This is a genomic window from Microbacterium sp. TPD7012, assembly GCF_003075395.1.
GTDB lineage: Bacteria > Actinomycetota > Actinomycetes > Actinomycetales > Microbacteriaceae > Microbacterium.
In genome coordinates, this window is the sequence record NZ_QDFV01000001.1 from 435,952 (window position 1) to 456,767 (window position 20,816).

Annotated in this window: 19 protein-coding genes; 13 read left to right on the top strand and 6 right to left on the bottom strand. The window is 69.1% G+C overall.

Translation table 11 applies throughout. The features are described from left to right. Window positions 1-6: 6 nt before the first annotated feature. From DC434_RS02095 to DC434_RS02110, 4 genes are read left to right on the top strand one after another with little or no spacing between them, the layout of a single operon-like run. Complete coding sequence (locus DC434_RS02095; protein ID WP_116633606.1) at window positions 7-891, top strand: sugar ABC transporter permease; 885 nt, start codon at window positions 7-9, stop codon at window positions 889-891. Between the two features lie 9 nt (window positions 892-900). After that, window positions 901-1,803 (top strand): carbohydrate ABC transporter permease, encoded by a 903-nt coding sequence (locus tag DC434_RS02100; protein ID WP_116633607.1) that lies wholly within the window; start codon window positions 901-903, stop codon window positions 1,801-1,803. A 31-nt stretch (window positions 1,804-1,834) separates the two neighbouring features. Next, a complete protein-coding gene (locus tag DC434_RS02105; RefSeq protein ID WP_116633608.1) occupies window positions 1,835-3,211 on the top strand; it encodes an aldehyde dehydrogenase family protein in 1,377 nt (458 codons plus the stop codon). After that, window positions 3,199-3,696 carry a hypothetical protein gene (locus tag DC434_RS02110; RefSeq protein WP_116633609.1) on the top strand — a complete coding sequence of 166 codons (498 nt, stop codon included), beginning with the start codon at window positions 3,199-3,201 and terminating at the stop codon, window positions 3,694-3,696. Before DC434_RS02105 ends, DC434_RS02110 begins: the two co-directional genes overlap by 13 nt. Window positions 3,697-3,705: 9 nt before the next feature. Here DC434_RS02110 and DC434_RS02115 read toward each other — a convergent pair whose 3' ends face one another. Both DC434_RS02115 and DC434_RS02120 read right to left on the bottom strand, forming a co-directional pair. Continuing rightward, complete coding sequence (locus DC434_RS02115; RefSeq protein ID WP_243408801.1) at window positions 3,706-4,656, bottom strand: NAD(P)-binding domain-containing protein; 951 nt, start codon at window positions 4,654-4,656, stop codon at window positions 3,706-3,708. Then, on the bottom strand, window positions 4,599-6,038 hold the full coding sequence (locus DC434_RS02120; RefSeq protein WP_116633611.1) for an MFS transporter: 1,440 nt from the start codon (window positions 6,036-6,038) through the stop codon (window positions 4,599-4,601). Before DC434_RS02120 ends, DC434_RS02115 begins: the two co-directional genes overlap by 58 nt. 114 nt (window positions 6,039-6,152) lie before the next feature. Between DC434_RS02120 and soxR the strand changes: the two genes are divergently transcribed. The 8 genes from soxR (at window position 6,153) to DC434_RS02160 (ending at window position 13,943) form a co-directional block, all read left to right on the top strand. Next, window positions 6,153-6,593 (top strand): redox-sensitive transcriptional activator SoxR, encoded by a 441-nt coding sequence (gene soxR / locus DC434_RS02125; RefSeq protein ID WP_116633612.1) that lies wholly within the window; start codon window positions 6,153-6,155, stop codon window positions 6,591-6,593. 168 nt (window positions 6,594-6,761) lie between these two features. Then, entirely contained in the window at window positions 6,762-6,974 is a 213-nt protein-coding gene (locus DC434_RS02130) for a heavy-metal-associated domain-containing protein (protein ID WP_116633613.1), read from the top strand. Continuing rightward, window positions 6,971-7,915 (top strand): heavy-metal-associated domain-containing protein, encoded by a 945-nt coding sequence (locus DC434_RS02135; RefSeq protein ID WP_116633614.1) that lies wholly within the window; start codon window positions 6,971-6,973, stop codon window positions 7,913-7,915. The genes DC434_RS02130 and DC434_RS02135 overlap by 4 nt, the downstream gene beginning before the upstream one ends. A gap of 47 nt (window positions 7,916-7,962) precedes the next feature. Beyond that, complete coding sequence (locus DC434_RS02140; protein ID WP_116633615.1) at window positions 7,963-10,224, top strand: heavy metal translocating P-type ATPase; 2,262 nt, start codon at window positions 7,963-7,965, stop codon at window positions 10,222-10,224. A gap of 226 nt (window positions 10,225-10,450) precedes the next feature. Next, window positions 10,451-11,281, top strand: a complete 831-nt coding sequence (locus tag DC434_RS02145; protein WP_243408759.1) for a sugar nucleotide-binding protein — start codon at window positions 10,451-10,453, stop codon at window positions 11,279-11,281. A 55-nt stretch (window positions 11,282-11,336) separates the two neighbouring features. After that, window positions 11,337-12,503, top strand: coding sequence for an aminotransferase class I/II-fold pyridoxal phosphate-dependent enzyme (locus DC434_RS02150; protein WP_116633617.1), 1,167 nt, complete (start codon window positions 11,337-11,339; stop codon window positions 12,501-12,503). A 44-nt stretch (window positions 12,504-12,547) separates the two neighbouring features. Further along, window positions 12,548-13,549, top strand: coding sequence for an aldo/keto reductase (locus DC434_RS02155; protein WP_116633618.1), 1,002 nt, complete (start codon window positions 12,548-12,550; stop codon window positions 13,547-13,549). A gap of 19 nt (window positions 13,550-13,568) precedes the next feature. After that, the gene (locus DC434_RS02160; RefSeq protein WP_116633619.1) at window positions 13,569-13,943 is read left to right on the top strand and encodes a hypothetical protein; all 375 of its coding nucleotides are present in this window, start codon (window positions 13,569-13,571) and stop codon (window positions 13,941-13,943) included. Window positions 13,944-14,038: 95 nt separating this feature from the next. On the opposite strand, the gene DC434_RS02165 is transcribed toward DC434_RS02160, so the two are convergent. The 3 genes from DC434_RS02165 to DC434_RS02175 form a co-directional block, all read right to left on the bottom strand. Further along, complete coding sequence (locus tag DC434_RS02165) at window positions 14,039-14,638, bottom strand: DUF305 domain-containing protein (RefSeq protein WP_116633620.1); 600 nt, start codon at window positions 14,636-14,638, stop codon at window positions 14,039-14,041. A gap of 85 nt (window positions 14,639-14,723) precedes the next feature. Then, complete coding sequence (locus DC434_RS02170; protein WP_116633621.1) at window positions 14,724-15,185, bottom strand: DUF6153 family protein; 462 nt, start codon at window positions 15,183-15,185, stop codon at window positions 14,724-14,726. 51 nt (window positions 15,186-15,236) lie between these two features. Then, a complete protein-coding gene (locus DC434_RS02175; RefSeq protein ID WP_165807973.1) occupies window positions 15,237-17,369 on the bottom strand; it encodes a heavy metal translocating P-type ATPase in 2,133 nt (710 codons plus the stop codon). Window positions 17,370-17,653: 284 nt separating this feature from the next. Between DC434_RS02175 and DC434_RS02180 the strand changes: the two genes are divergently transcribed. Further along, window positions 17,654-20,119 (top strand): glycoside hydrolase family 2 protein, encoded by a 2,466-nt coding sequence (locus tag DC434_RS02180; RefSeq protein ID WP_207769871.1) that lies wholly within the window; start codon window positions 17,654-17,656, stop codon window positions 20,117-20,119. On the opposite strand, the gene DC434_RS02185 is transcribed toward DC434_RS02180, so the two are convergent. After that, a complete protein-coding gene (locus DC434_RS02185; protein ID WP_116633623.1) occupies window positions 20,120-20,809 on the bottom strand; it encodes an SGNH/GDSL hydrolase family protein in 690 nt (229 codons plus the stop codon). Between the last annotated feature and the right edge of the window lie 7 nt (window positions 20,810-20,816).

The window sequence follows — 20,816 nt, forward strand, 5'->3', positions numbered from 1 at the left end:
CCCCGAATGATCCGCACACCCGCTCGCTATCGCCTGCTGGCGATGTTCGTGCTGCCGGCCCTCGTGGTCTACGTGGCCTTCGCGGTCTACCCCCTGCTGAGCTCGGTCTTCCTGAGCTTCTTCGAGTCCAGCGGGCAGACGAGCGCGTTCGTGGGCGTCGCCAACTATGTCGACCTGTTCACGAACCCGACCACCAGCGCCCGGTTCTGGAACGCCCTCGGCAACAACGTCGAGTTCTTCCTCATCCACCTGCTCGTCGAGCTGCCCGTCGGCCTGCTCATGGCGGCGCTCCTCACGTCGGGCAGGATCCGGCGCTCGGTCGGGGTCTACCGCACACTGCTGTTCGTGCCCGCGACGCTCTCGGTCGTGATCGTCGGCTTCATCTGGCGGCTCATCATCAACCCGCTCTGGGGTGTCGTCGAGGTCCCGCTGCTCGGGCTCGAGGCCACCGCGCTGCCGACGATCTCGCTGATGTCGGTCTGGCAGTACATCGGCATCCCGATGATCTTCCTCTACACCGCTCTCCTCGCCATCCCCGACGACGTGATCGAGGCATCGCGGATCGACGGCGCGGGCGCCTGGACGGCGTTCTGGCGGATCAAGTTCCCGCTGATCGCGCCGCAGTTCGGACTGATCGTGATCCTCACCTACATCTGGACGTTCAACGGGTTCGACATCGTCTACGCCCTGAACGGGTCCGCCCCCGGGCCGAACTACTCGACCGACATCCTCGGCACCTTCTTCTACCGCTCGTTCTTCGGATCCAGCGGCCAGGTCGCCGACCTCGACCTCGGCGCGACCGTCGCATCGGTGATCTTCGTCCTCATCCTCGCGACCACGGCCCTCTACTTCTGGGCCGTGCAGCGCCGGCTGAAGTCCTACGAGCTCTAGGAGCGCAAGATGGCCACCGACACTCTCACCGCCCCTCCGGCCGCCTCCGAGCCGGCGCCCGTCGTCGCGCGCAGGCGGCCGCGCCGCGCCGCCGACGTGTTCGCCGGGGGAGGGGTGCACCTGCTGCTGATCGTGATGGCGATCTTCTCGATCGTGCCGATCCTCATCGTGCTGATGAACTCGTTCAAGACGACGCAGGGCATCTTCGGCTCGCCGTTCGCCCTGCCGGATGCCGAGACGTTCAACCTGCAGGGCTACATCAACGTGTTCACCCGCGGGAACTTCCTGCTCAACTACCAGAACAGCCTGATCGTCACGATCGCCACCATCGTGCTGACCATCGTGCTGGGCACCCTGGCCGCCTGGGCGCTCGTGGAGTACAAGGTGCCCATCACCCCGGTCCTCGCCGGATTCTTCGTGGTCGGCATCATGCTGCCGATCCGCCTGGGCACCGTGCCGCTGATCAAGATCATGACGTCGTGGGCGCTGATGGACACGCTCACCGCCCTGATCCTCGTCTACACGGCTATGCAGCTGCCGCTCGCGATCGCACTGATGACCACCTATTTCCGCGCCGTGCCGACCGAGCTCAAGGAGGCGGCTCGCATCGACGGGGCGGGCGAGTGGCGCACGCTCTCGATCACGCTGCCGATCGTCCGGGTGGGCATCGCCGCCGTCGCATCCATCACGATGCTGCCGGTCTGGAACGACCTGTGGTTCCCGCTGATCCTCGCGCCGAGCAAGGAGAACCAGACCGTGACGCTCGGGGTGCAGCAGTTCGTCGGGCAGTTCCAGAACGACTACCCGGCTCTGCTCGCCTCGCTGACGCTCGGCGCCGTGCCGCTCGTCATCCTCTTCGCCGTCTTCTCCCGGCAGTACATCGCCGGCCTGACCAAGGGCTACGGCAAGTGAGCCGTCCCGTCCGACCTGAAGGAGTCTCACCATGACCATCGCGACCATCGACCCGAGCACCGGCGAGCTGGTGCAGGAGTTCCCGGCGCACACCGCGGCGCAGGTGGAGGAGATCCTGTCGAGGGCGGATGCCGCGAACGAGCTCATGGCGCGCTCGACCTTCGCCGAGCGCGCGGAGTGGATGCGACGGGCCGCAGATCTGCTCGACGCCGACCTGGAGCACGCCGCGGGCCTCGCGGTCCTCGAGATGGGCAAGACCCTCGGCACGGCGAAGTACGAGGTGACCAAGTCGGCGAACGGAATGCGCTGGTACGCCGACCACGCGGAGGAGTACCTCGCCGCGGAGGAGCCCGTGCCCGCGGCATCCGTCGGGGCGTCGGCGGCGCGCGTCGAGTTCCAGCCGCTGGGCACCGTGCTCGCGGTGATGCCGTGGAACTATCCCTTCTGGCAGGTCATCCGCTTCGCCGCCCCGGCGCTGATGGCCGGCAACACCGGGCTGCTCAAGCACGCGTCGAGCGTGCCGCAGACCGCGCTGTACCTGGGTGAGCTTTTCGCGCGGGCGGGATTCCCGGCCGGAGCCTTCCAGACGCTGCTGATCGAAGGGGCTGCGGCATCCGCTCTGCTCGACGATCGTCGCATCCGTGCGGTGACGCTGACGGGGTCGGTCGGCGCCGGTGCGGCAGTGGCCGCGGCCGCGGGACGCAACATCAAGAAGAGCGTGCTGGAGCTCGGCGGAACGGATGCCTTCGTCGTCATGCCGTCGGCCGACATCGCGCGCTCCGCCAGGATGGGCGCGGCCTCGCGCACGCAGAACAGCGGGCAGTCGTGCATCTGCGCCAAGCGGTTCTTCGTGCACGCCGACGTCTACGACGAGTGGCTCGAGGCGTTCGTGGGCGAGATGAGCGCGACGACCTTCGGCGACCCGCGGGAGGAGGACACCGGCTTCGGCCCGATGGCGACCGCGCAGGTGCGGGCCGATGCGCACGAGCTGGTGGCGGATGCCGTCGCCCAGGGTGTGACGGTCCGGACGGGCGGTGAGCTGCCCGAGGGTCCGGGCTGGTTCTATCCGGCGACCGTGCTGACCGAGGTGACGCCCGAGATGCGCATCTTCCGCGAGGAGTGCTTCGGCCCCGTGGCCTGCGTGTACAAGGTGGCTTCGATCGATGAGGCGATCGCTGCGGCGAACGACTCCGACTTCGGGCTGGCGGCCGGTGTCTGGTCGGCGGACGCCGATGAGATCGCTCGACTGCAGCGCGAGCTGGAGTTCGGCAGTGTCTTCGCCAACGGCAACTCCGCCTCGTTCTTCGGCCTCCCCTTCGGTGGCGTGAAGGACTCGGGGTACGGACGCGAGCTCGGCTCGTTCGGCATCCGCGAGTTCGTGAACGCGAAGACGGTGTGGACGGCCTGACGCTGACGGCGTCCGCGGCGGCGTCCGTCGGTGCGTCTTCGCGCACCGGCGCCGTCCGGCATCTGGCGGCCGGGGCGGGGATGCTCGCCCTGATGGCACCCGCGCTGCTGCTCGGTCACGCCTCGCTGGCAGGCATCGGTGTGACGCTCGCGTTCTTCGCGTGGGCGACGGCCGCCGCCGTCCACGCTCGTCGCCGGAATCGGGTGGGGCCATGCGGAGGGGCGGTCGGGGACCCGTTCGCGATGGGGCTGATGATGGCCGTCCCGTACCTCGCACTCGGCTTCGGCGGGCACGCGCACGGTACGGGTGCCGACGTCGGCTCGACCGGGACCGTGGCGGTGGCGGTCATCGGCCTGCTGATCGTCGCCGGCTGGACGGCGCTGCGCGCGGGCGCGGCGAGGGCGGACCGCGCGGGGCGGTTCGGCTTCTGGTCGTGCCTCCTGATGATGCTCGGGATGCTGGCCGCCATGAGCATCCCGTCGTGATGGCGTGAGTCATTCCGCCCTCTCCTCTCCGAGCACCTCGAACAGGCTCGAGAAGCCCTGATCGCCGTGGCCGTCGGCGATGCGCCGATCCATCAGTCTCTTGACCTCCCGCATCCGCACGGCGTCGACGCCGAGGGAGTCGCGATGGCTGATCAGATCGTCCATCAGGGCGGCCTGCACGTCGAGGGAGCCGAGGTCCGGTCCGTACTCGCCGCTCGCGACCGCGGCGCCGAAGGCGTTCACGAGCGGTGCGTAGCCGCCGATCGAGCCGGCGACTCTCTCCGCGAAGGCGGCGACGTCGACGCCTTCCGCTCGCACGAGGTCGAAGGTGTGCAGGAGCCCGATGAGGAACTCGTAGCCGACCGCCACCTGCGCCATGAACTCCACCCCGGCGAGCCCCGGGTCCTCGCCGTAGTAGGCGACGGTGCCGAGCTGCTCCAGCATCGGTCGGTGCGCCTCCCAGGCGTCGCGGTCGCCGCTGAACGAGAGCAACATGGTCGGGGTGCCGATGTACGGCGGGTCGCCCATGAGCCCGCCGTCGACGTACGTCGCGCCCTGTCCGTGCGCCCACTCCGCGATGCTGCGCGCCTGAGCGGGCGAGCCGCTGGTGACGTTCACGAGCACGCGCCCTGCGACGGCGCCCGCGATCGTCTCCCGCACCGCATCGACGGCGGTGCTGTCGAGCAGGCACAGGATGACGAGCGGGCTCGCTGCGACGGCATCCGACGGGGTCTTCGCCACCGCGGCACCCGCCGCGGCCAGGGGGTCGGCCCTGCTCGCCGTGCGGTTCCAGACCGTCGTGCGGTACCCGCGATCGAGGAGGGTCTTCGCGATCGCGGATCCCATGTTCCCGAGACCGATCACCGTGACCTGGCTGTTCGTCGTCATGATGTCGTTCTCCCTCAGTTCGTGGTCGCGTCGGTCGACTGCTCGTCGTCGGACCTCAGCCCGATGCCCCAGCTCGCGCCGCGCGCGATGAAGACCCCGATCACGGTGACGCCGGCGAACGCCAGCATGAGCAGCCGCGCCGATCCGACGATGTCGGGCATGGCGAGGTTGACGAGCACTCCGGCCATCGCCGCGCTGAACGCGCTCGCGATGATGAACACGGTGTTCACCGCGGCCGCCGCCTTGGCGCCCTCCTCCTCGCCCGACGTGCTGCCGAGCGCCGCGACCGTCAGATGCGGGAAGCCCAGTCCGATTCCGGCTCCCGCGACGAACAGCGTCAGGAACCACAGCGCGATGACGAGGGTCGACGGTCCCTCGTGCTGGAGCAGGCCGTAGGCGGCCAGGCCGATCGCGACCACCAGGGGGCCGAGGACGATGAGCGCGCGCCGGGATCGGATGCCGGACGCGTTGGACGTGAAGATCTGCGTGATCGACCAGCCGAGCGAGAGGACTGCGCCCAGGAAGCCGGCCACGAACGGCGCCAGCCCGCCGATCTCCTGGCCGAACAGCGGGATGAACGCCTCAGTGCCGATCGCGAAGGCCAGCACGGCGACGGTGAGGTAGACCCAGCCGAGCGAGGAGCCGTGGGCGAACGTCACGCGGGGGAGGATGCCGCGGCTGCCGCGCTTCTCGTGGCGCAGGAACCACAGGCCGAGGACCACACCGACGACGAGGGCGGCTGCCGTGCCGAGACCGGCCGGGACCACGCTCGCGATCCCGACGGCGGCGACCCCGCCGGACAGGAGGACGAGCGAGAGCCAGGGGATCGACTCGCTGGAGCGGGCCCGCGCCGTCCTCGGCAGTGCACGGACCACGACGATCCCGATGAGTGCGGCGACGACGGCGAGCCCGATGAAGGTGACCCGCCAGGCATCCAGCTGCGCGAAGACACCCCCGACCACCGGGCCGACGATGTTGCCGACGCCCCACATCGCCGACACCAGGGCGGCACCCCGTGCCCACAGGCGCTCGGGCAGTGCCCGCTGGATGAGGGCATAGCCGAGGCCGGCCAGCAGTCCGCCGCCGAGACCCTGCACCGCGCGACCGAAGAGCAGCGCCGACATCCACGGGCTCGCCGCGCACAGCAGCGAACCGAGCGCGAACAGTCCCAGCGCCAGCAGGTAGGCCCGTACGGCGCCCTGCTGTGTGAGGATCCTGCTCACCAGCATCGAGCTGACCACCGAGGCCAGCAGGAAGGTCATCATGGTCCACGCGTAGAACTCGGCTCCGCCGATGTCGCCGACGATCGTGGGGAGGAGGCTCGTCGTGAGATACACGTTGCTCGCCTCGAGCAGCACTCCACCGGCGAGCACGGAGGCGACGGGGGCGTAGCGGCTGCCGAGCAGCTCGCGCCAGGTGCCGCCGGCCGCGGTCTTGTCTGAGGTCTGCGTCATCGATCGTTCCTTCTCGGCGTCGGAGGGAGGCGATGGGCCTCCGCGGCGCCGATTGCCGGCGACCTTTCGTCACCGTATGACCTCAAGTAAGGTTGAGGTCAAGGGGAGGTCGAGATGTCTCTGGAACCCGATGATCTGCTCGCGATCGGCGAGGTCACGCAGCGCACCGGCGTGCCGGCATCCGCTCTGCACTTCTACGAGCAGCTCGGCCTCATCGCCTCGACGCGCACCCCGGGGAATCAGCGCCGGTATCGCCGCCACATGCTGCGGCGCGTCTCTCTGATCGTCGTGGCGAAGCGGCTCGGCATCCCGCTGAGCGATGTGCAGGACGTCTTCGAGAGCCTGCCGCTCGACGACCCGCCCTCGCAGCGCGACTGGCAGCGGGTCGCGAAGCTCTGGCGCACGCAGCTCGAGCTGCGGCGCACGCAGCTCGACCATCTGCAGCGCGAGCTCACCGGCTGCATCGGGTGCGGGTGCCTCTCGCTCAAGGCGTGCCGGCTGCTCAACCCGGAGGACGCGCTCGGCGTCGACGGGCCGGGGCCGCGTCGCATCTGACGCGGGCCCTGAGCGCACCGCACCGCGCTGGCGCGGAGCGGGCGCTGGACGCGCTCTCGTCGCCAGGCGCATCCGTGCGCTCTGCAGGGGTTTCGGGAATACCCATGTGGGGTATACAGTTGTTCCCAATACCCCGGTGGGGTATCCCGACGAGATGAGGATGAGGACATGGCGACGAACGAGTACCAGGTGACGGGCATGACCTGCGGGCACTGCGAGATGTCGGTGCGCGAAGAGGTCGGACAGATCGCCGGCGTCGAGGGCATCCAGGTGAGCGCGAAGACCGGGCTGCTGGAGGTCACCGCCTCGGACGCGATCGACGACGCGCAGATCCTCGCGGCGGTCAAGGAGGCCGGCTACTCGGCGGTACGGGCGTCATGAAGACCGGCGCACGTCTCGCCCTTTACGGGCTCGGACTGATCGTCGCCTTCGGCGGTGCCTTCGGCATCGCCGCAGCGGTGGTTCCCGACGACGTGGTCGCCGGATGGCAGAAGGGAAGCGAGATGAACGGGCATGACGAGGGACACGAGTCCGGGGAGACGGCATCGGCATCGACGGCCATCGCCACGGCTCTGAAGGGCCTCGCGCTCAGCATCGACGGCTACGTGCTGTCGCCGATCGAAGCGCCGACGGTCGTGGGCGAGGCCGGGGAGCTGAGCTTCCAGATCCAGGATGCCGCCGGCGAACCCGTGACGGCGTACACGACCGCGCACGACAAGGACCTGCACCTGATCGTCGCCCGATCGGACGGCAGCGGGTTCCAGCATGTGCACCCGGTGCTCGACGAGGCCACGGGCACGTGGTCGCTCCCGTGGGAGTGGGCGGCCGCAGGAACCTATCGCGTGTTCGCCGACTTCACGCCGGGCGGCGCGGACGCGGCGAACCTCACACTCTCGCGCACCGTCCAGGTGGCGGGCGAGTTCGTTCCCGTCGAGACGCAGCCGAGCCTGGTCTCCGAGGTCGACGGCTTCACCGTCTCCCTCGAAGGAGACGTGGTCGCAGGGTCCGCGAGCGAACTGACCATCACCATCGCGCGTGACGGCGAGCCCGTCACGACCTTGGAGCCGTATCTGGGAGCGTTCGGCCACCTCGTCGCCCTGCGCGAGGGCGGCCTCGCCTTCCTGCACGTGCACGCCGAGGGCGACGAGCCCGCGGCCGGCGACACCGCGGGACCTGCGATCGTGTTCTTCGCCGAGGCCCCGACCGCGGGACGCTATCTGCTGTACCTGGACTTCCAGGTCGACGGTGTCGTCCGCACGGCCGAGTTCGTCGTCGACGCGGCGCACGGCGATGGCGAGTCCCATACCGGCGACTCGCACTGACGTCGCACCCGCATCAGCATCCGTATCGAGAAGAAGGAAAGCGCACGATGAGCACCTCAGTGCCGCAGGCGGCCGGATCCGGTGTCGAGTTGGAGATCGGCGGGATGACGTGCGCCTCCTGCGCGATGCGGATCGAGAAGAAGCTCAACAAGCTCGACGGCGTCACGGCGACCGTGAACTACGCGACCGAGAAGGCGAAGGTCACGGTGCCGGAGGGGTACGACCCCGCCGCCCTGATCGCCGAGGTCGAGAAGACCGGCTACACGGCCGTCCTGCCCGCGCCCAAGGGTGAGAGGAAGACGGCCGGCGACGTCGATGACTCGGACCCCGAGCTGCGCTCGCTGCGCAACCGACTGATCGGGTCGATCGTGCTGACGGTGCCGGTCATCGCGATGGCGATGATCCCCGCTCTGCAGTTCATCTACTGGCAGTGGGCGTCGCTCGCGCTCGCCGCACCGGTGATCGTCTGGGCGGCATGGCCGTTCCACCGCGCCGCATGGATGAACCTGCGCCATGGCGCGGCGACGATGGACACGCTCATCTCGATGGGCACCTCGGCCGCGTTCCTCTGGTCGCTGTACGCGCTGTTCTTCGGCACGGCGGGAACCCCGGGGATGACGCACCCGTTCGAGTTCGCGCTGGCGCCATCGGACGGCGCCGCGAACATCTACCTCGAGGTCGGCGCGGGCGTGACGATGTTCATCCTCGCCGGGCGCTACTTCGAGAAGCGCTCGAAGAAGCAGGCGGGGGCCGCGCTGCGCGCGCTGCTCGAGCTCGGCGCCAAGGACGTCTCGATCGTGCGCGACGGGATCGAGGGCAGGATCCCGGTCGAGGACCTCCGCGTCGGCGATGAGTTCCTCGTGCGTCCCGGCGAGAAGATCGCCACCGACGGCGTCGTGGTGTCCGGCACCTCGGCTGTCGACGCCTCCATGCTCACCGGGGAGTCCGTTCCCGTCGAGGTCGCGTCGGGGGACGCGGTCACCGGTGCCACCACGAACGTCGGGGGACGGCTCGTGGTGCGGGCGACACGGATCGGGTCCGACACGCAGCTGGCGCAGATGGCCCGGCTCGTCGAAGACGCGCAGACCGGCAAGGCCGAGGTGCAGCGCCTCGCCGACCGGATCTCCGGGATCTTCGTGCCGATCGTGATCGTCATCGCGGTCGCGGCACTCGGGGGCTGGTTGGGAGCCGGCTTCCCGGTGACGGCGGCGTTCACCGCAGCGGTCGCCGTGCTCGTGATCGCGTGCCCGTGCGCCCTGGGACTGGCGACGCCGACGGCGCTGCTGGTCGGAACCGGTCGCGGCGCGCAGATGGGCATCCTCATCAAGGGCCCGGAGGTTCTGGAATCCACTCGCATGGTCGACACCGTCGTGCTCGACAAGACGGGGACCGTCACCAGCGGGAAGATGACGATGGTCGATGTCGTCGTCGAGACGGGCGTGGACCGCGCCGAGCTGCTGCGGTTGGCCGGCGCCCTGGAGGATGCCTCGGAGCACCCCATCGCGCAGGCCATCGCCAAGGCCGCGACCCAGGAGGTCGGGGCGCTGGCAGTACCCGAGGACTTCGCGAACATCGAGGGCAAGGGTGTGCAGGGAGTCGTCGACGGGCACGCGGTGCTCGTGGGGAGGGCGTCCCTGCTGGCGGAGTGGTCGCAGCACCTGAGCCCGGAGATCGCGCAGGCGAAGGCGGATGCCGAGAGCCAGGGCAAGACCGTCGTGGCCGTGGGGTGGGACGGCCAGGCTCGCGGCATCCTCGTCGTTGCCGACACCGTGAAGCCGACCAGTGCCGAGGCGATCGTGAGGTTCAAGGAACTGGGTCTGACCCCGGTCCTGCTCACCGGAGACAACGAGGCGGTCGCGCGGCAGATCGCCACCGAGGTGGGCATCGACGAGGTCATCGCCGAGGTGCTCCCTGCCGACAAGGTCGACGTCGTCCGCCGCCTTCAGAGCGAGGGCAAGGTCGTCGCGATGATCGGCGACGGTGTCAATGACGCCCCCGTCCTCGCGCAGGCCGACCTCGGCCTGGCGATGGGAACCGGGGCGGATGTCGCGATCGAGGCATCCGACATCACGCTCGTGCGGGGTGACCTGCGCAGCGCCGTCGACGCGATCCGCCTGTCCCGGAAGACGCTCGGAACCATCAAGACGAACCTGTTCTGGGCGTTCGCGTACAACGTCGCGGCGATCCCCGTCGCGGCCCTCGGGATGCTGAACCCGATGCTCGCGGGCGCGGCGATGGCGCTCTCCAGTGTCTTCGTCGTCGGCAACAGCCTGCGCCTGCGCGGGTTCAGGAGCGTTGCGCGGAGCTGAGCGAGTTCTGCGACGACGCGATCGACAGCGCCGCGGTCTAGTACGGCACCTGACTGGTCAGGTGGAAGGTCATTCCCATCCATCTGTCCATGTAGGCCCTCCCCGCGCGCGTGCGAGGAGGGGTCCGGCCGTCAGTCTTCCCCGACCGGGGAAGCGCGCACATCGGTGGAACTACGGAGCCGCGTCGGCCGCTCTCGTCCTGACGATGGTGTGACAGATTGAGTTCGTGACCTCTCCCGCCTTGCTCGCGCCCCCTCGCCGCACTCTCCTCGTCGGCTTCGGCAAGCTCGGTCGGCGTCTCGCGCTCCGGCTCGTCGCCGACGGCGGTGAGGCGATCGCGCTGCGACGCAGCGACGGCGAGCTGCCGGAGGGCGTGTCCGGCATCCGGGCGGACCTCTCCGCGCCCCTGACCGAGCCGCTGCCGACGGTCGACGCGATGGTCATCACCCTCCCGCCGGGTGGCAGCGTCGACAGCTACCGAAGAGCCCTGACCCATCTCCGCGCCGCGCTGCCCGCCGTTCCCGCACGCACCGTCTTCGTGTCGTCGACGGGGGTCTTCGAGGCGACGGCATCCGATCACCCGATCACCGAGCAGGACGAGCCCGTGCCGGCATCCGATCGCTCCCGCGGACTGTACGACGGGGAGCGCGCGGCGATCGAGCTGTTCTCGGCGGTCGTCGTGCGGCCGAGCGGGATCTACGGCCCGGGCAGGGGATTCCTGCTGCGGCAGGTGCGAGAGCACAAGACGCTGAACCACCGCCGTCGCACGAACCGCATCCACGAGGTGGATCTGGTGCGCGCGCTCGACCTGCTCGTGCGGATGCCGGAGCCTCCGGCGCTCGTGCACGCTGTCGATCAGGCTCCGGCGCCGCTGGGAGACGTCGTCGCCCACATCGCGCTCCGGCTCGGAGTCGACGCTCCGCCGGACGACCCGTCCGCAGAGCCGACCGGCCTGGTGCATGACGGCTCGCTGCTCCTCTCCGTGCTCGGCAGCCTCGACTACCCGACGTACGTCGAGGGGTACGACGAGATGATCGCGGCCGAGCCCACCTCCTGAGAACCGGGCGAAGATGGGGAGACACCCTCTGCGACCGCAACCACAAGGAGCCTGCATGTCCCTCGCCTCCGCCTTCGACTCCATCGAGGTCGAGCACCTTCGACGCATCGGCGGGCTCAAGTGGTCGATGTTCCCCGACGCGGTCGGTGCCTTCGTCGCCGAGATGGACTTCGGCGTCGCTCCGGGCATCTCCCGTGCGCTGCACGCGGCTGTCGATCAGGGCCTGTTCGGCTACCTGCCGGCCTCCCTCTCCGATGAGATGTCGGCGGCGGCGTCGGATTGGCTGCGTGACATGTACGGCTGGGCCGTGCCGGCATCCGACGTCCACCCGATCGCCGACGTGATCCAGGGCCTCGCGCTCGCGATGGAGCACTTCTCGCGCCCCGGCTCTCCGGTGATCGTTCCGACACCGGCCTACATGCCGTTCCTCTCGGTGCCGCCGGCGGCCGGGCGCGAGGTGATCCAGGTGCCGATGACGGTGACCGACGGCCGCTACACGCTCGATCTCGACGGCATCGACGCGGCGTTCCGCGCCGGAGCGAATCTGCTCGTCCTCTGCAATCCCTACAACCCGGTCGGGCGGGTGTTCGACCGTGAGGAGCTGCTCGCCGTGAGCGAGGTCGTCGAGCGTCACGGCGGACGGGTGTTCTCCGACGAGATCCACGCGCCGCTCGTCTACGCCCCCGCGGCGCACACCCCGTATGCGTCGATCTCGGATGCCGCCGCCGCTCACACCGTGACCGCGACATCCGCGTCCAAGGCCTGGAACCTTCCGGGGCTCAAGACCGCGCAGATCATCCTCACCAACGACGAGGACCGCGCGATCTGGGAGCCGATCGGGATGATGGCCTCGCACGGCGCGAGCAACCTGGGCGTCATCGCGAACACGGCCGCGTATCGCGACGATCGCGCCTGGCTCGCCGACGTCACGACGTACCTCGACGGAAACCGGCGGTTCCTCGGGGAGGCGCTCGCCGCGCGAATTCCTGAGATCGCCTACCGAGAGCCCGAGGGCACGTACATCGGGTGGCTCGACGCGAGAGCACTCGATCTCGGTGCGCAGCCCGCGGAGTTCTTCCGCGAGAACGCGGGCGTCGCCCTCACCGACGGCTCGGCCACGGGTACCGCCGGCGTCGGCTTCATGCGCTTCGTCTTCGCCACCCCGCGTCCGATCATCGAGCAGGCCGTCGATCGGATGGCCGACGCGCTGGCGAGGCGCTGAGGCTGGAATAGTGGACTCGTATCCTTCCCCCAGAAAGCAGGACGATGACGTACACCGCTGAGCCGACCAGGTACGACTCGATCACGACGGCGCGATCCGGGCGGAGCGGTCTGATCCTGCCGCGCGTCTCGCTGGGCCTGTGGAACAACTTCGGCGAGGACCGCACGTTCGAGACGCAGCGCGCGATCCTGCGCCGCGCCTTCGATCTGGGCGTGTTCCACTTCGACCTGGCCAACAACTACGGCCCGCCGGCGGGGAGCGCGGAGCAGAACTACGGCCGCATCCACCAGCTCGACTTCCGGCCCTACCGCGATGAGCTCATCATCTCGACGAAGGCCGGCTACCAGATGTGGGACGGGCCGTTCGGCGAGTGGGGCTCGCGCAAGACCATGGTCGCGTCACTCGATCAGTCCCTGCAGCGACTCGGTCTCGACTACGTCGACATCTACTACTCCCACCGGCCCGATCCCGAGACGCCGATCGAGGAGACCATGGGCGCGCTCGCCACGGCTGTTCGCCAGGGCAAGGCGCTGTACGCCGGCATCTCGAACTACTACACGCCGGAGGAGACCAGAGCGGCTGCCGCAGCACTTCGCACCGAAGGTGTGCCGCTGACGATCCACCAGCCGCGGTACAACATGTTCGACCGCCGCATCGAGGAGCTGGGTCTGCTCGACACCCTGACCGAGCTGGGTTCCGGCGCGATCGCGTTCTCGCCGCTGGATCAGGGGCTGCTCACGGATCGCTACCTGAAGGGCATCCCGAGCGACTCGCGCGCGGCGACCGGACGATGGATGACCGAGTCGAACATCTCGGAGGCGTACCTCGATCGGGCGAGGGCCCTGAACGAGATCGCCGTCTCGCGCGGTCAGACGCTCGCCCAGCTCGCGATCCAGTGGGTGCTGCGCGACCCGGCTGTGACGAGCGCCCTCATCGGGGCCTCGAGTGTCCGCCAGCTGGAGGACTCACTCCGCGCGCTCGACGGCGCCCCGCTCACCGACGAAGAGATCGCCCGCCTCGAGCCGCTGGCCGCGAAGCCGGCCTGATCGCGGAGTAGCAGCGGCCGTGCGGATCGTCGGCAGTGTCCTTCTCGCGATCGCAGCGACGCTTGTCGGACTCTTCGGCGATTTCATGCTCGGGCTCTCCGGCCTCACCTTGGCAGGTCCAGGCCTCTCGGTCATCGAGTACTCCGATGCGGACGACGCCGAGCGGTCGATCGGTATCGGGATGGGCGTCGTCTCGCTCCTGGTGTGGCTCGTTCTCCTGCTGTCCGCCGCGCTTGTGGGGCTGGGTGGCGACCGCCCGACGCGCGCCCGGCGTGCCACGGTGTGGGTCGTCGTCGGGCTGAGTGCGGTCCTCGTGCTGGGGCTGCTGGCCGCAGTGCTGGCCACGCCGCCGCCCGTCAGCGAGTACCCGTTGCCGGAGTGGGACCGGGCGTAGCTCGGACTCGAAGGCGTCTTCAGGCCGATGGCAGGTCGTGTCGCGCAACAGGCCGAGGAGGTGGGGTGCGGGGGTCCCGCACCCCACCTCCTGGATCACAGAGTGGCGAGGATCTCCTTCATCGTCGTGATCTCCGTGGTCTGCGACTCGATGATCGTCTCGGCGAGTGCGACGGCGTCACTGTTCTGACCGTTGTCGACTTCGTCCTGCGCCATGTCGACAGCACCTTCGTGGTGCTGAATCATCTGCTCGAGGAACAGGCGGCCGGCCTCAGCGCCCGTCGCATGCTCGAGGGCCTGCATGTCCTCGTCCGACATCATGCCGTTGCCATGATCCATGCCGCCCATGTTGTCCACGTCGGCGCCCCAGTCGTCGAGCCACTGGTCCATCTTGCGGATCTCAGGCTCCTGAGCGGCCTTGATCTCTTCGGCGAGGGAGAGGACGCGGTCGTCGACGCCGTCCTTGCTGAGAAGGATGTCGGACATCTCGATGGCCTGAGCGTGGTGCTCCTTCATCATGCTGGCGAACATGATGTCGGCGTCGTTCGCGTCGGCTGCGTCTGCGGATGCAGAGGGGTTGCTGCCGTGGTCCATGCCCGGCATGCCGTCGCCGGAGCCGGCGGTGCCGGCGCAACCGGTGAGGGCGAGGAGGGCCGTGAGGGTGAGTGCGGCGATCGCCGTGTGTCGGGTGTTCATGAGTGTTCTCCAAGGGTCGGTGATGAGGCCCGGCTGGTGCCGGTGCCAGGGAGTGCGTTGCCCGCGAGAGCGGAGCAAGGCGTCATCACGTGCGACTGATGCAGAGAACGGTGAGAGAGGGCGCTGGCGGGAGGGCGTGAGCGCGGGCGGGCCAGCGTGTCGTCACGGACGCGAGAATCGCGACCAACGGAGTGTGCCGCCAGCCGAGCCCGCTCCGTCCGAGAAGGATGGTGGCGACCAGGAGTGCGAGCACGCACGCCATCCAGGTCATCGAGTCCCCGCTCTCACACGTCGCGCATCCCGCATCCGATGTCGGCGAGCCCGGCAGCTGGGCGGCTGTGGACGTGTCGTGGTGACGTTCGGACACTCCCGCATCGGTGCTGACGGCGACGGTGTCGTGGTGGCCGACAGTCGTCGCGTGCGAGTTGAAGGAGTGCATCGCCAGCAGTCCGGCGATGATCCCCACGGCGACCGCGAGGACGGCGAGGACGGTGTGTGTCAGCGTGCGCTGTCCCCGCACTCGTTGCCCTGCGTCGATCAGAGACATGCCCACCTCCCGTTCGTCTCAGCCTACGTCTCGCGTCTGACAGGTCTTCTGCTACCTGCCCGCGATGGCGTCCGGGCGAAGATCCAGGCGGCGCAGCAGCTGCGCGTTGAGCGCGACGACGATGGTCGACAGCGACATCAGCACCGCGCCCACAGACATCGGCAGTACGAACCCGATGGGGGCGAGCGCTCCGGCCGCGAGCGGGACGGAGAGCAGGTTGTAGCCGGCGGCCCACCAGAGGTTCTGCTTCATCTTCCGGTAGCTGGCCCGTGACAGTTCGATCACCGACAGCACCGATCGGGGGTCGTCGCTGGCGAGGATGACGCCCGCGGAGGCGATCGCGACATCCGTTCCCGCCCCGATCGCGATACCGACGTCGGCCTGCGCGAGCGCAGGGGCGTCGTTGACACCGTCTCCGACCATCGCGACCTTGCGACCCTCGCCCTGAAGCTCCCTCACCTTCGATACCTTGTCCTCCGGTCGCACCCCGGCGAAGTATCGGTCGATGCCGAGCGCGCCCGCGACGGAGGCGGCTACCGCGTCGGCGTCACCGGTGATCATGACCACCTGCATGCGGCGTTCATGGAGGGCTTCGACCGCGTGACGCGACTCGGAACGGATCTCATCCGCCAAGCGCAGCGCGCCCGCGACCTGACCGTCGACGAGCACGTGGAGGATGATCGCACCCTGACCACGCCACTCATCGGCAACCGCGAGCTCGGAGGCGTGCTCCTGTTCGAGCATGGAGGGGCCACCGACCTGCACGACGCGTCCATCCACCCGTGCACGGACCCCCACAGCCGGGGAGGATTCGAAGTCGGACGAGGCAGCGAGAGCGAGAGACCTCTCCTTCGCCGCGCTCACGATCGCGCGAGCGAGCGGGTGCTCGGAGTCGGCTTCCGCGGCCGCGGCCCAGGCCAGCAGCTGGTCGGAATCGGTCCCGGAGGCGGGGCTGATCGCCGTCACGGCAGGGGTGCCCTTGGTGAGGGTGCCGGTCTTGTCGAACAGGACGGTATCGACGGTGCGCATGCTCTCCAACGCGAGGCGGTCCTTGATCAGCACGCCACCACGGGCGGCACGCTCTGTCGCGATCGACACGACGAGCGGGATCGCCAGGCCGAGAGCGTGCGGGCAGGCGATCACCAGCACGGTGATCGTGCGGATCACCGCGGCGTCGGGCAGCCCGACGACCGTCCAGACGATCGCGGTGATCGCGGCAGCGCCGAGCGCGAACCAGAACAACCACCCCGCGGCCTTGTCCGCGAGGCGCTGCGCGCGCGAAGACGAGCTCTGCGCCTCGGTCACCAGCTTCCGGATCCCCGCGAGTGCGGTGTCCTCACCGATCGCGGTGATCTCGACCCGCACGCCCGAGTCGGTCGCGACGGTCCCGGCGATGACCGGGTCGCCGTCACTCCGGCGCACGGGCCGGGACTCTCCGGTGATCATCGACTCGTCCATGCTGGCCGATCCCTGCACAATCCGCCCATCCGCAGGCACCCGCCCACCGGGGCGTACCACCACCACGTCACCCACCTGCAGATCAGATGGGGTTACCGTGACGGTCGTGTCCCCCTCGATCCTCTCGGCCTCGTCGGGCAGCAACGCAGCCAGGGAATCCAACGCTGAGGTCGTCTGGGCGAGGGAGCGCATCTCGATCCAGTGACCGAGCAGCATGATCACGATCAGCAGCGCCAGCTCCCACCAGAAGTCCAGCTCATGATGGAGCACCCCGAGGCTCGCGCCCCAGGACGCGAGGAACGCGACCGTGATCGCGAGGGTGATCAGCAACATCATTCCGGGCTTGCGCGCCCGAAGCTCACTCACCGCGCCGGTGAGGAACGGGGCCCCGCCCCACACGTACATGACGGTCCCGAGAACCGGGGACACCCAGCCGATCCACGCGGCCTCCGGCAAGGTGTACCCGAGCAGCATCGAGAACATCGTCGAGAACCCGACAACGGGTACCGCGATGACCAGCATGATCCAGAACAACCGCCGGAACCGGCCCACGTGTTCACCGTGGCCACCGTGGCCACCGTGGCCCTCGTGATCGCCGTGGCCGGCGTGATCGTGACGAGCGTCGCCGTTGTCGTGGCTCACCGCCGCGTGGTCATGATGCGCCGTCGGAGCGGTGCGGTGATCTTCGTGTGTCGTGTGATGGATGTGCTCATCGTGCTGGCTCATCGGAAACCCCTGCTCGGATGCGCCCGGGTCGAGCCGGGCTGGGACGGACGGTGGGTCAGGCCCGGCTGTTCGTCGACGTATTCGTTCGTGCCGGAAGAATACCCCCCTAGGGTATCCAACACAATCGCACTCAGGGTATTCCCCGGTCGAGGCCTCGGAGTCGACCACCTGCCGGACCGATCGTGCTCTGTGAGGTCGTCGACGTCACCGACGAGGTGCACGACACTCCCTCGCGGGACGCACCTGGAAGAATGACGGCATCCCCCACAGAAAGCAGGTCCGTCGTGCCTCTGGTCTCCTCCCTCACTCACGGATGGACGCTCCGCGCCGTCGCCCCGGATGCCGGCACCCCCGCGGCAGCGCTGCCGGATTCGATCCCCGCGACCGTCCCCGGAACCGTGCACACCGACCTCCTCGCGGCCGGGCTGATCGACGATCCGTACCTCGACCTGAACGAGCTGAAGGACGAGTGGATCGGTCACACGCGCTGGGCGTACCGCACGACCATCGAGTGGGCGGATGCCGGTGAGGAGCGCACCGAGCTGGTCTTCGACGGCCTCGACACCGTCGCGACCGTGACGCTGAACGGCGAAGAGGTCGGGCGCACGTTCAACCAGCACCGCACCTACCGCTTCGACGTCACTGATCGACTGCACGCGGGCGCGAACGAGCTCGAAGTCGTCTTCGATTCCGCGTGGGAGTATGCGGAGGGCGTGATCGCCGAGCTCGGCGACCTGCCGAATGCGTACCCGACGCCGTTCGGGTTCATCCGCAAGATGGCCGCGAACTTCGGGTGGGACTGGGGACCCCAACTCGTCACGGCCGGCATCTGGAAGGACGCGCGGCTCGAGTCGTGGTCGGGCGCGCGGCTCGCCGAGGTGCGTCCCGCCCTGACACTCGAGGGTGACACCGGGGTGGTGCGGGTCACAGCGCTGCTCGCGACGACGGATGCCGACGCCACGGGTCGCGTGATCACGGTCTCGATCGGCGGTCAGCAGGTCGAGGTGCCCGTCAGCGGTGAATCCGTCGACGCCGAGGTGCGCGTGCCGGATGCCGCCGTCTGGTGGCCGCGCGGCATGGGCGAGCAGCCGTTGTACGAGCTCGAGGTGTCGCTGCACGACGGCGAGACCGCCCGTGACTCCTGGACCCGCCGGGTCGGCTTCCGCACCGTCGAGCTCGACACGTCGGACGACGAGTCGGGCTCCAAGTTCACCTTCATCATCAACGGCATCCCGCTGTTCATCCGCGGCGCCAACTGGATCCCCGACGACTGCTTCCCCTCGCGTCTGACCGAGGAGCGCTACCGCGCCCGCATCGAGCAGGCCGTCGGCGCCAATCTCAACCTGCTGCGCGTCTGGGGCGGCGGCATCTACGAGCGTGACGAGTTCTACGACATCTGCGACGAGCTCGGCGTGCTGACCTGGCAGGACTTCCTCTTCGCGTGCGCCGCGTACCCCGAGGAGGAGCCGATCCGCAGCGAGGTCATCGCCGAAGCGCGCGACAACGTGCTGCGGCTCTCGACCCACCCGAGCCTCGTGCTCTGGAACGGCTGCAACGAGAACATCTGGGGCTGGTTCGACTGGAACTGGCAGGAGGATGTCGGCGACCGCACCTGGGGCCTCGGCTACTACACCGAGCTGCTTCCGCCGATCGTCGCCGAGCTCGCCCCGACCACGCCGTACTGGCCGGGCAGTCCGTTCTCGGGCTCCATGGAGTTCCACCCCAACGACTTCGACCGCGGCAACGTGCACATCTGGGACGTCTGGAACCGCGTCGACTACACGACCTACGCCGACTACGAGCCGCGCTTCGTCTCGGAGTTCGGCTTCCAGGGGCCGCCGACGTGGTCGACGCTCACGCGCTCGATTCACGACCAGCCCCTCACGCCGGAATCGCCGGGGATGCTGCTGCACCAGAAGGCTGCGGACGGCAACGAGAAGCTCGCCCGCGGCATGGAGCCGCACCTGCCCGAGCCGCAGTCGATGGAGGACTGGCACTACCTCACGCAGCTGAACCAGACGCGCGCCATCGTCTTCGCGATCGAGCGCTACCGCTCGCAGCGTCCGCACTGCATGGGCACGATCGTCTGGCAGCTCAACGACTGCTGGCCCGTGACGTCCTGGGCCGCGGTCGACGGCGACGGGCGCCGCAAGCCGCTCTGGCACGGCCTGCGCCGGTCGAACGCCGAGCGCATCGTCACCGTGCAGCCGATGCCCGACGGGACCCTGATGCTCGTCGCGGTCAACGACTCGATCGAGGACTGGACGGTGGCGGGCAGCATCCGTCGCCTCGCGTTCGACGGCACCGTGCTCGCCGAGCAGGCGGTCTCGCTCACGGTTCCCGCGCTGGACAGCGTGGGGGAGCCGCTCGATGCCGATGTGGCCACGCCCGACGACCCGCGACGCGAGGTCGTGCGTGTCGAGGTCTCGGGTGCGCGGGCGACGAGCCACGTGTTCGTCGAGGACAAGGAGCTCGCGCTGCAGGACGCGGTCCTTCGCGTCGAGGTCGGAGAATGGCGTGACGGTCAGCAGACGGTCGACATCGCGGCGGGGGAGTTCGTCCGCGGTCTCTGTCTGTTCCCCGATCGGCTGGTGGCCGAGGCGTGGACCGACGACGCCGACATCGACGTGATCCCCGGAGAGCCGATCCGGATCGCCATCACCTCGCCGAAGCCGCTCGATGCGGAGGCGCTGGGGTCGTCCCCGGTGCTGCGCACCGTGAACGAGGTGGTGGCGGCGACCGCTCTCTGATCAGAGCGGCGGATCGAGCTTCTCCAGGGCGGCATCCATCTGCTCGGCCAGGTGGGCGTACCCGACGTCGGACGGATGCAGCCCGTCGGACGCCATCCAGCTGTCCTCGGACCCGGCGTGGTGTCCGTCGAGCCAGTGGCTCGCGCCCGGGATCCGGTCGGCGTCGATGGCTGCGGCCGCTGCCTCGACCCAGCCGATGATGGTCTCGAGGGACTCGGGGCGCTCCTCGGTGTACCAGAACGGCTCGACGACCACGATCCGCGCCTCCGGCAGAGCATCGCGGATGCGGGTGAGGTCGGCGGTGATGGTGTCGCGGATCAGGTCGGCGCGCCGGTCGAAGCTGAAGGTGTCGTTCAGGCCCATCGTGACGAACACGATGTCGGGCTGCGCTTCGATGACGAGTTCGGGGAGGTCGTCCTCGTCGAAGTCCAGGCGGTGGTTGACGAAGCCGAGCCCGTTGACGCTCGGGTTGAACTCGCTCCATCCGCGGTCGGCGCTGATGATCGTCGACCAGCGCAGCGACGGATCGCTCGCGCCCGTGCCCAGTGTGTACGAGTCTCCGTAGAAGGCGACGAGCGGTCCGCTCCCGGAGGTCGGCGAGGCATCGGGTGTCGGCACGGGCACGGTGCTGCAGGCCGAGAGGCCCAGGGCGAGGGCGACGACGGATGCGAGCGATCGGAGACGGCGCATGCCTCTT

Coding starts and splice junctions, on each gene's coding strand:
- DC434_RS02165 (WP_116633620.1), bottom strand. CDS start 14,638: ATGAACACCCGACACACGGCGATCGCCGCACTCACCCTCACGGCCCTC.
- DC434_RS02175 (WP_165807973.1), bottom strand. CDS start 17,369: ATGAGCCAGCACGATGAGCACATCCATCACACGACACACGAAGATCAC.
- DC434_RS02095 (WP_116633606.1), top strand. CDS start 7: ATGATCCGCACACCCGCTCGCTATCGCCTGCTGGCGATGTTCGTGCTG.
- DC434_RS02155 (WP_116633618.1), top strand. CDS start 12,548: ATGACGTACACCGCTGAGCCGACCAGGTACGACTCGATCACGACGGCG.
- soxR (WP_116633612.1), top strand. CDS start 6,153: ATGTCTCTGGAACCCGATGATCTGCTCGCGATCGGCGAGGTCACGCAG.
- DC434_RS02100 (WP_116633607.1), top strand. CDS start 901: ATGGCCACCGACACTCTCACCGCCCCTCCGGCCGCCTCCGAGCCGGCG.
- DC434_RS02140 (WP_116633615.1), top strand. CDS start 7,963: ATGAGCACCTCAGTGCCGCAGGCGGCCGGATCCGGTGTCGAGTTGGAG.
- DC434_RS02130 (WP_116633613.1), top strand. CDS start 6,762: ATGGCGACGAACGAGTACCAGGTGACGGGCATGACCTGCGGGCACTGC.
- DC434_RS02135 (WP_116633614.1), top strand. CDS start 6,971: ATGAAGACCGGCGCACGTCTCGCCCTTTACGGGCTCGGACTGATCGTC.
- DC434_RS02150 (WP_116633617.1), top strand. CDS start 11,337: ATGTCCCTCGCCTCCGCCTTCGACTCCATCGAGGTCGAGCACCTTCGA.
- DC434_RS02105 (WP_116633608.1), top strand. CDS start 1,835: ATGACCATCGCGACCATCGACCCGAGCACCGGCGAGCTGGTGCAGGAG.
- DC434_RS02170 (WP_116633621.1), bottom strand. CDS start 15,185: ATGTCTCTGATCGACGCAGGGCAACGAGTGCGGGGACAGCGCACGCTG.
- DC434_RS02120 (WP_116633611.1), bottom strand. CDS start 6,038: ATGACGCAGACCTCAGACAAGACCGCGGCCGGCGGCACCTGGCGCGAG.
- DC434_RS02185 (WP_116633623.1), bottom strand. CDS start 20,809: ATGCGCCGTCTCCGATCGCTCGCATCCGTCGTCGCCCTCGCCCTGGGC.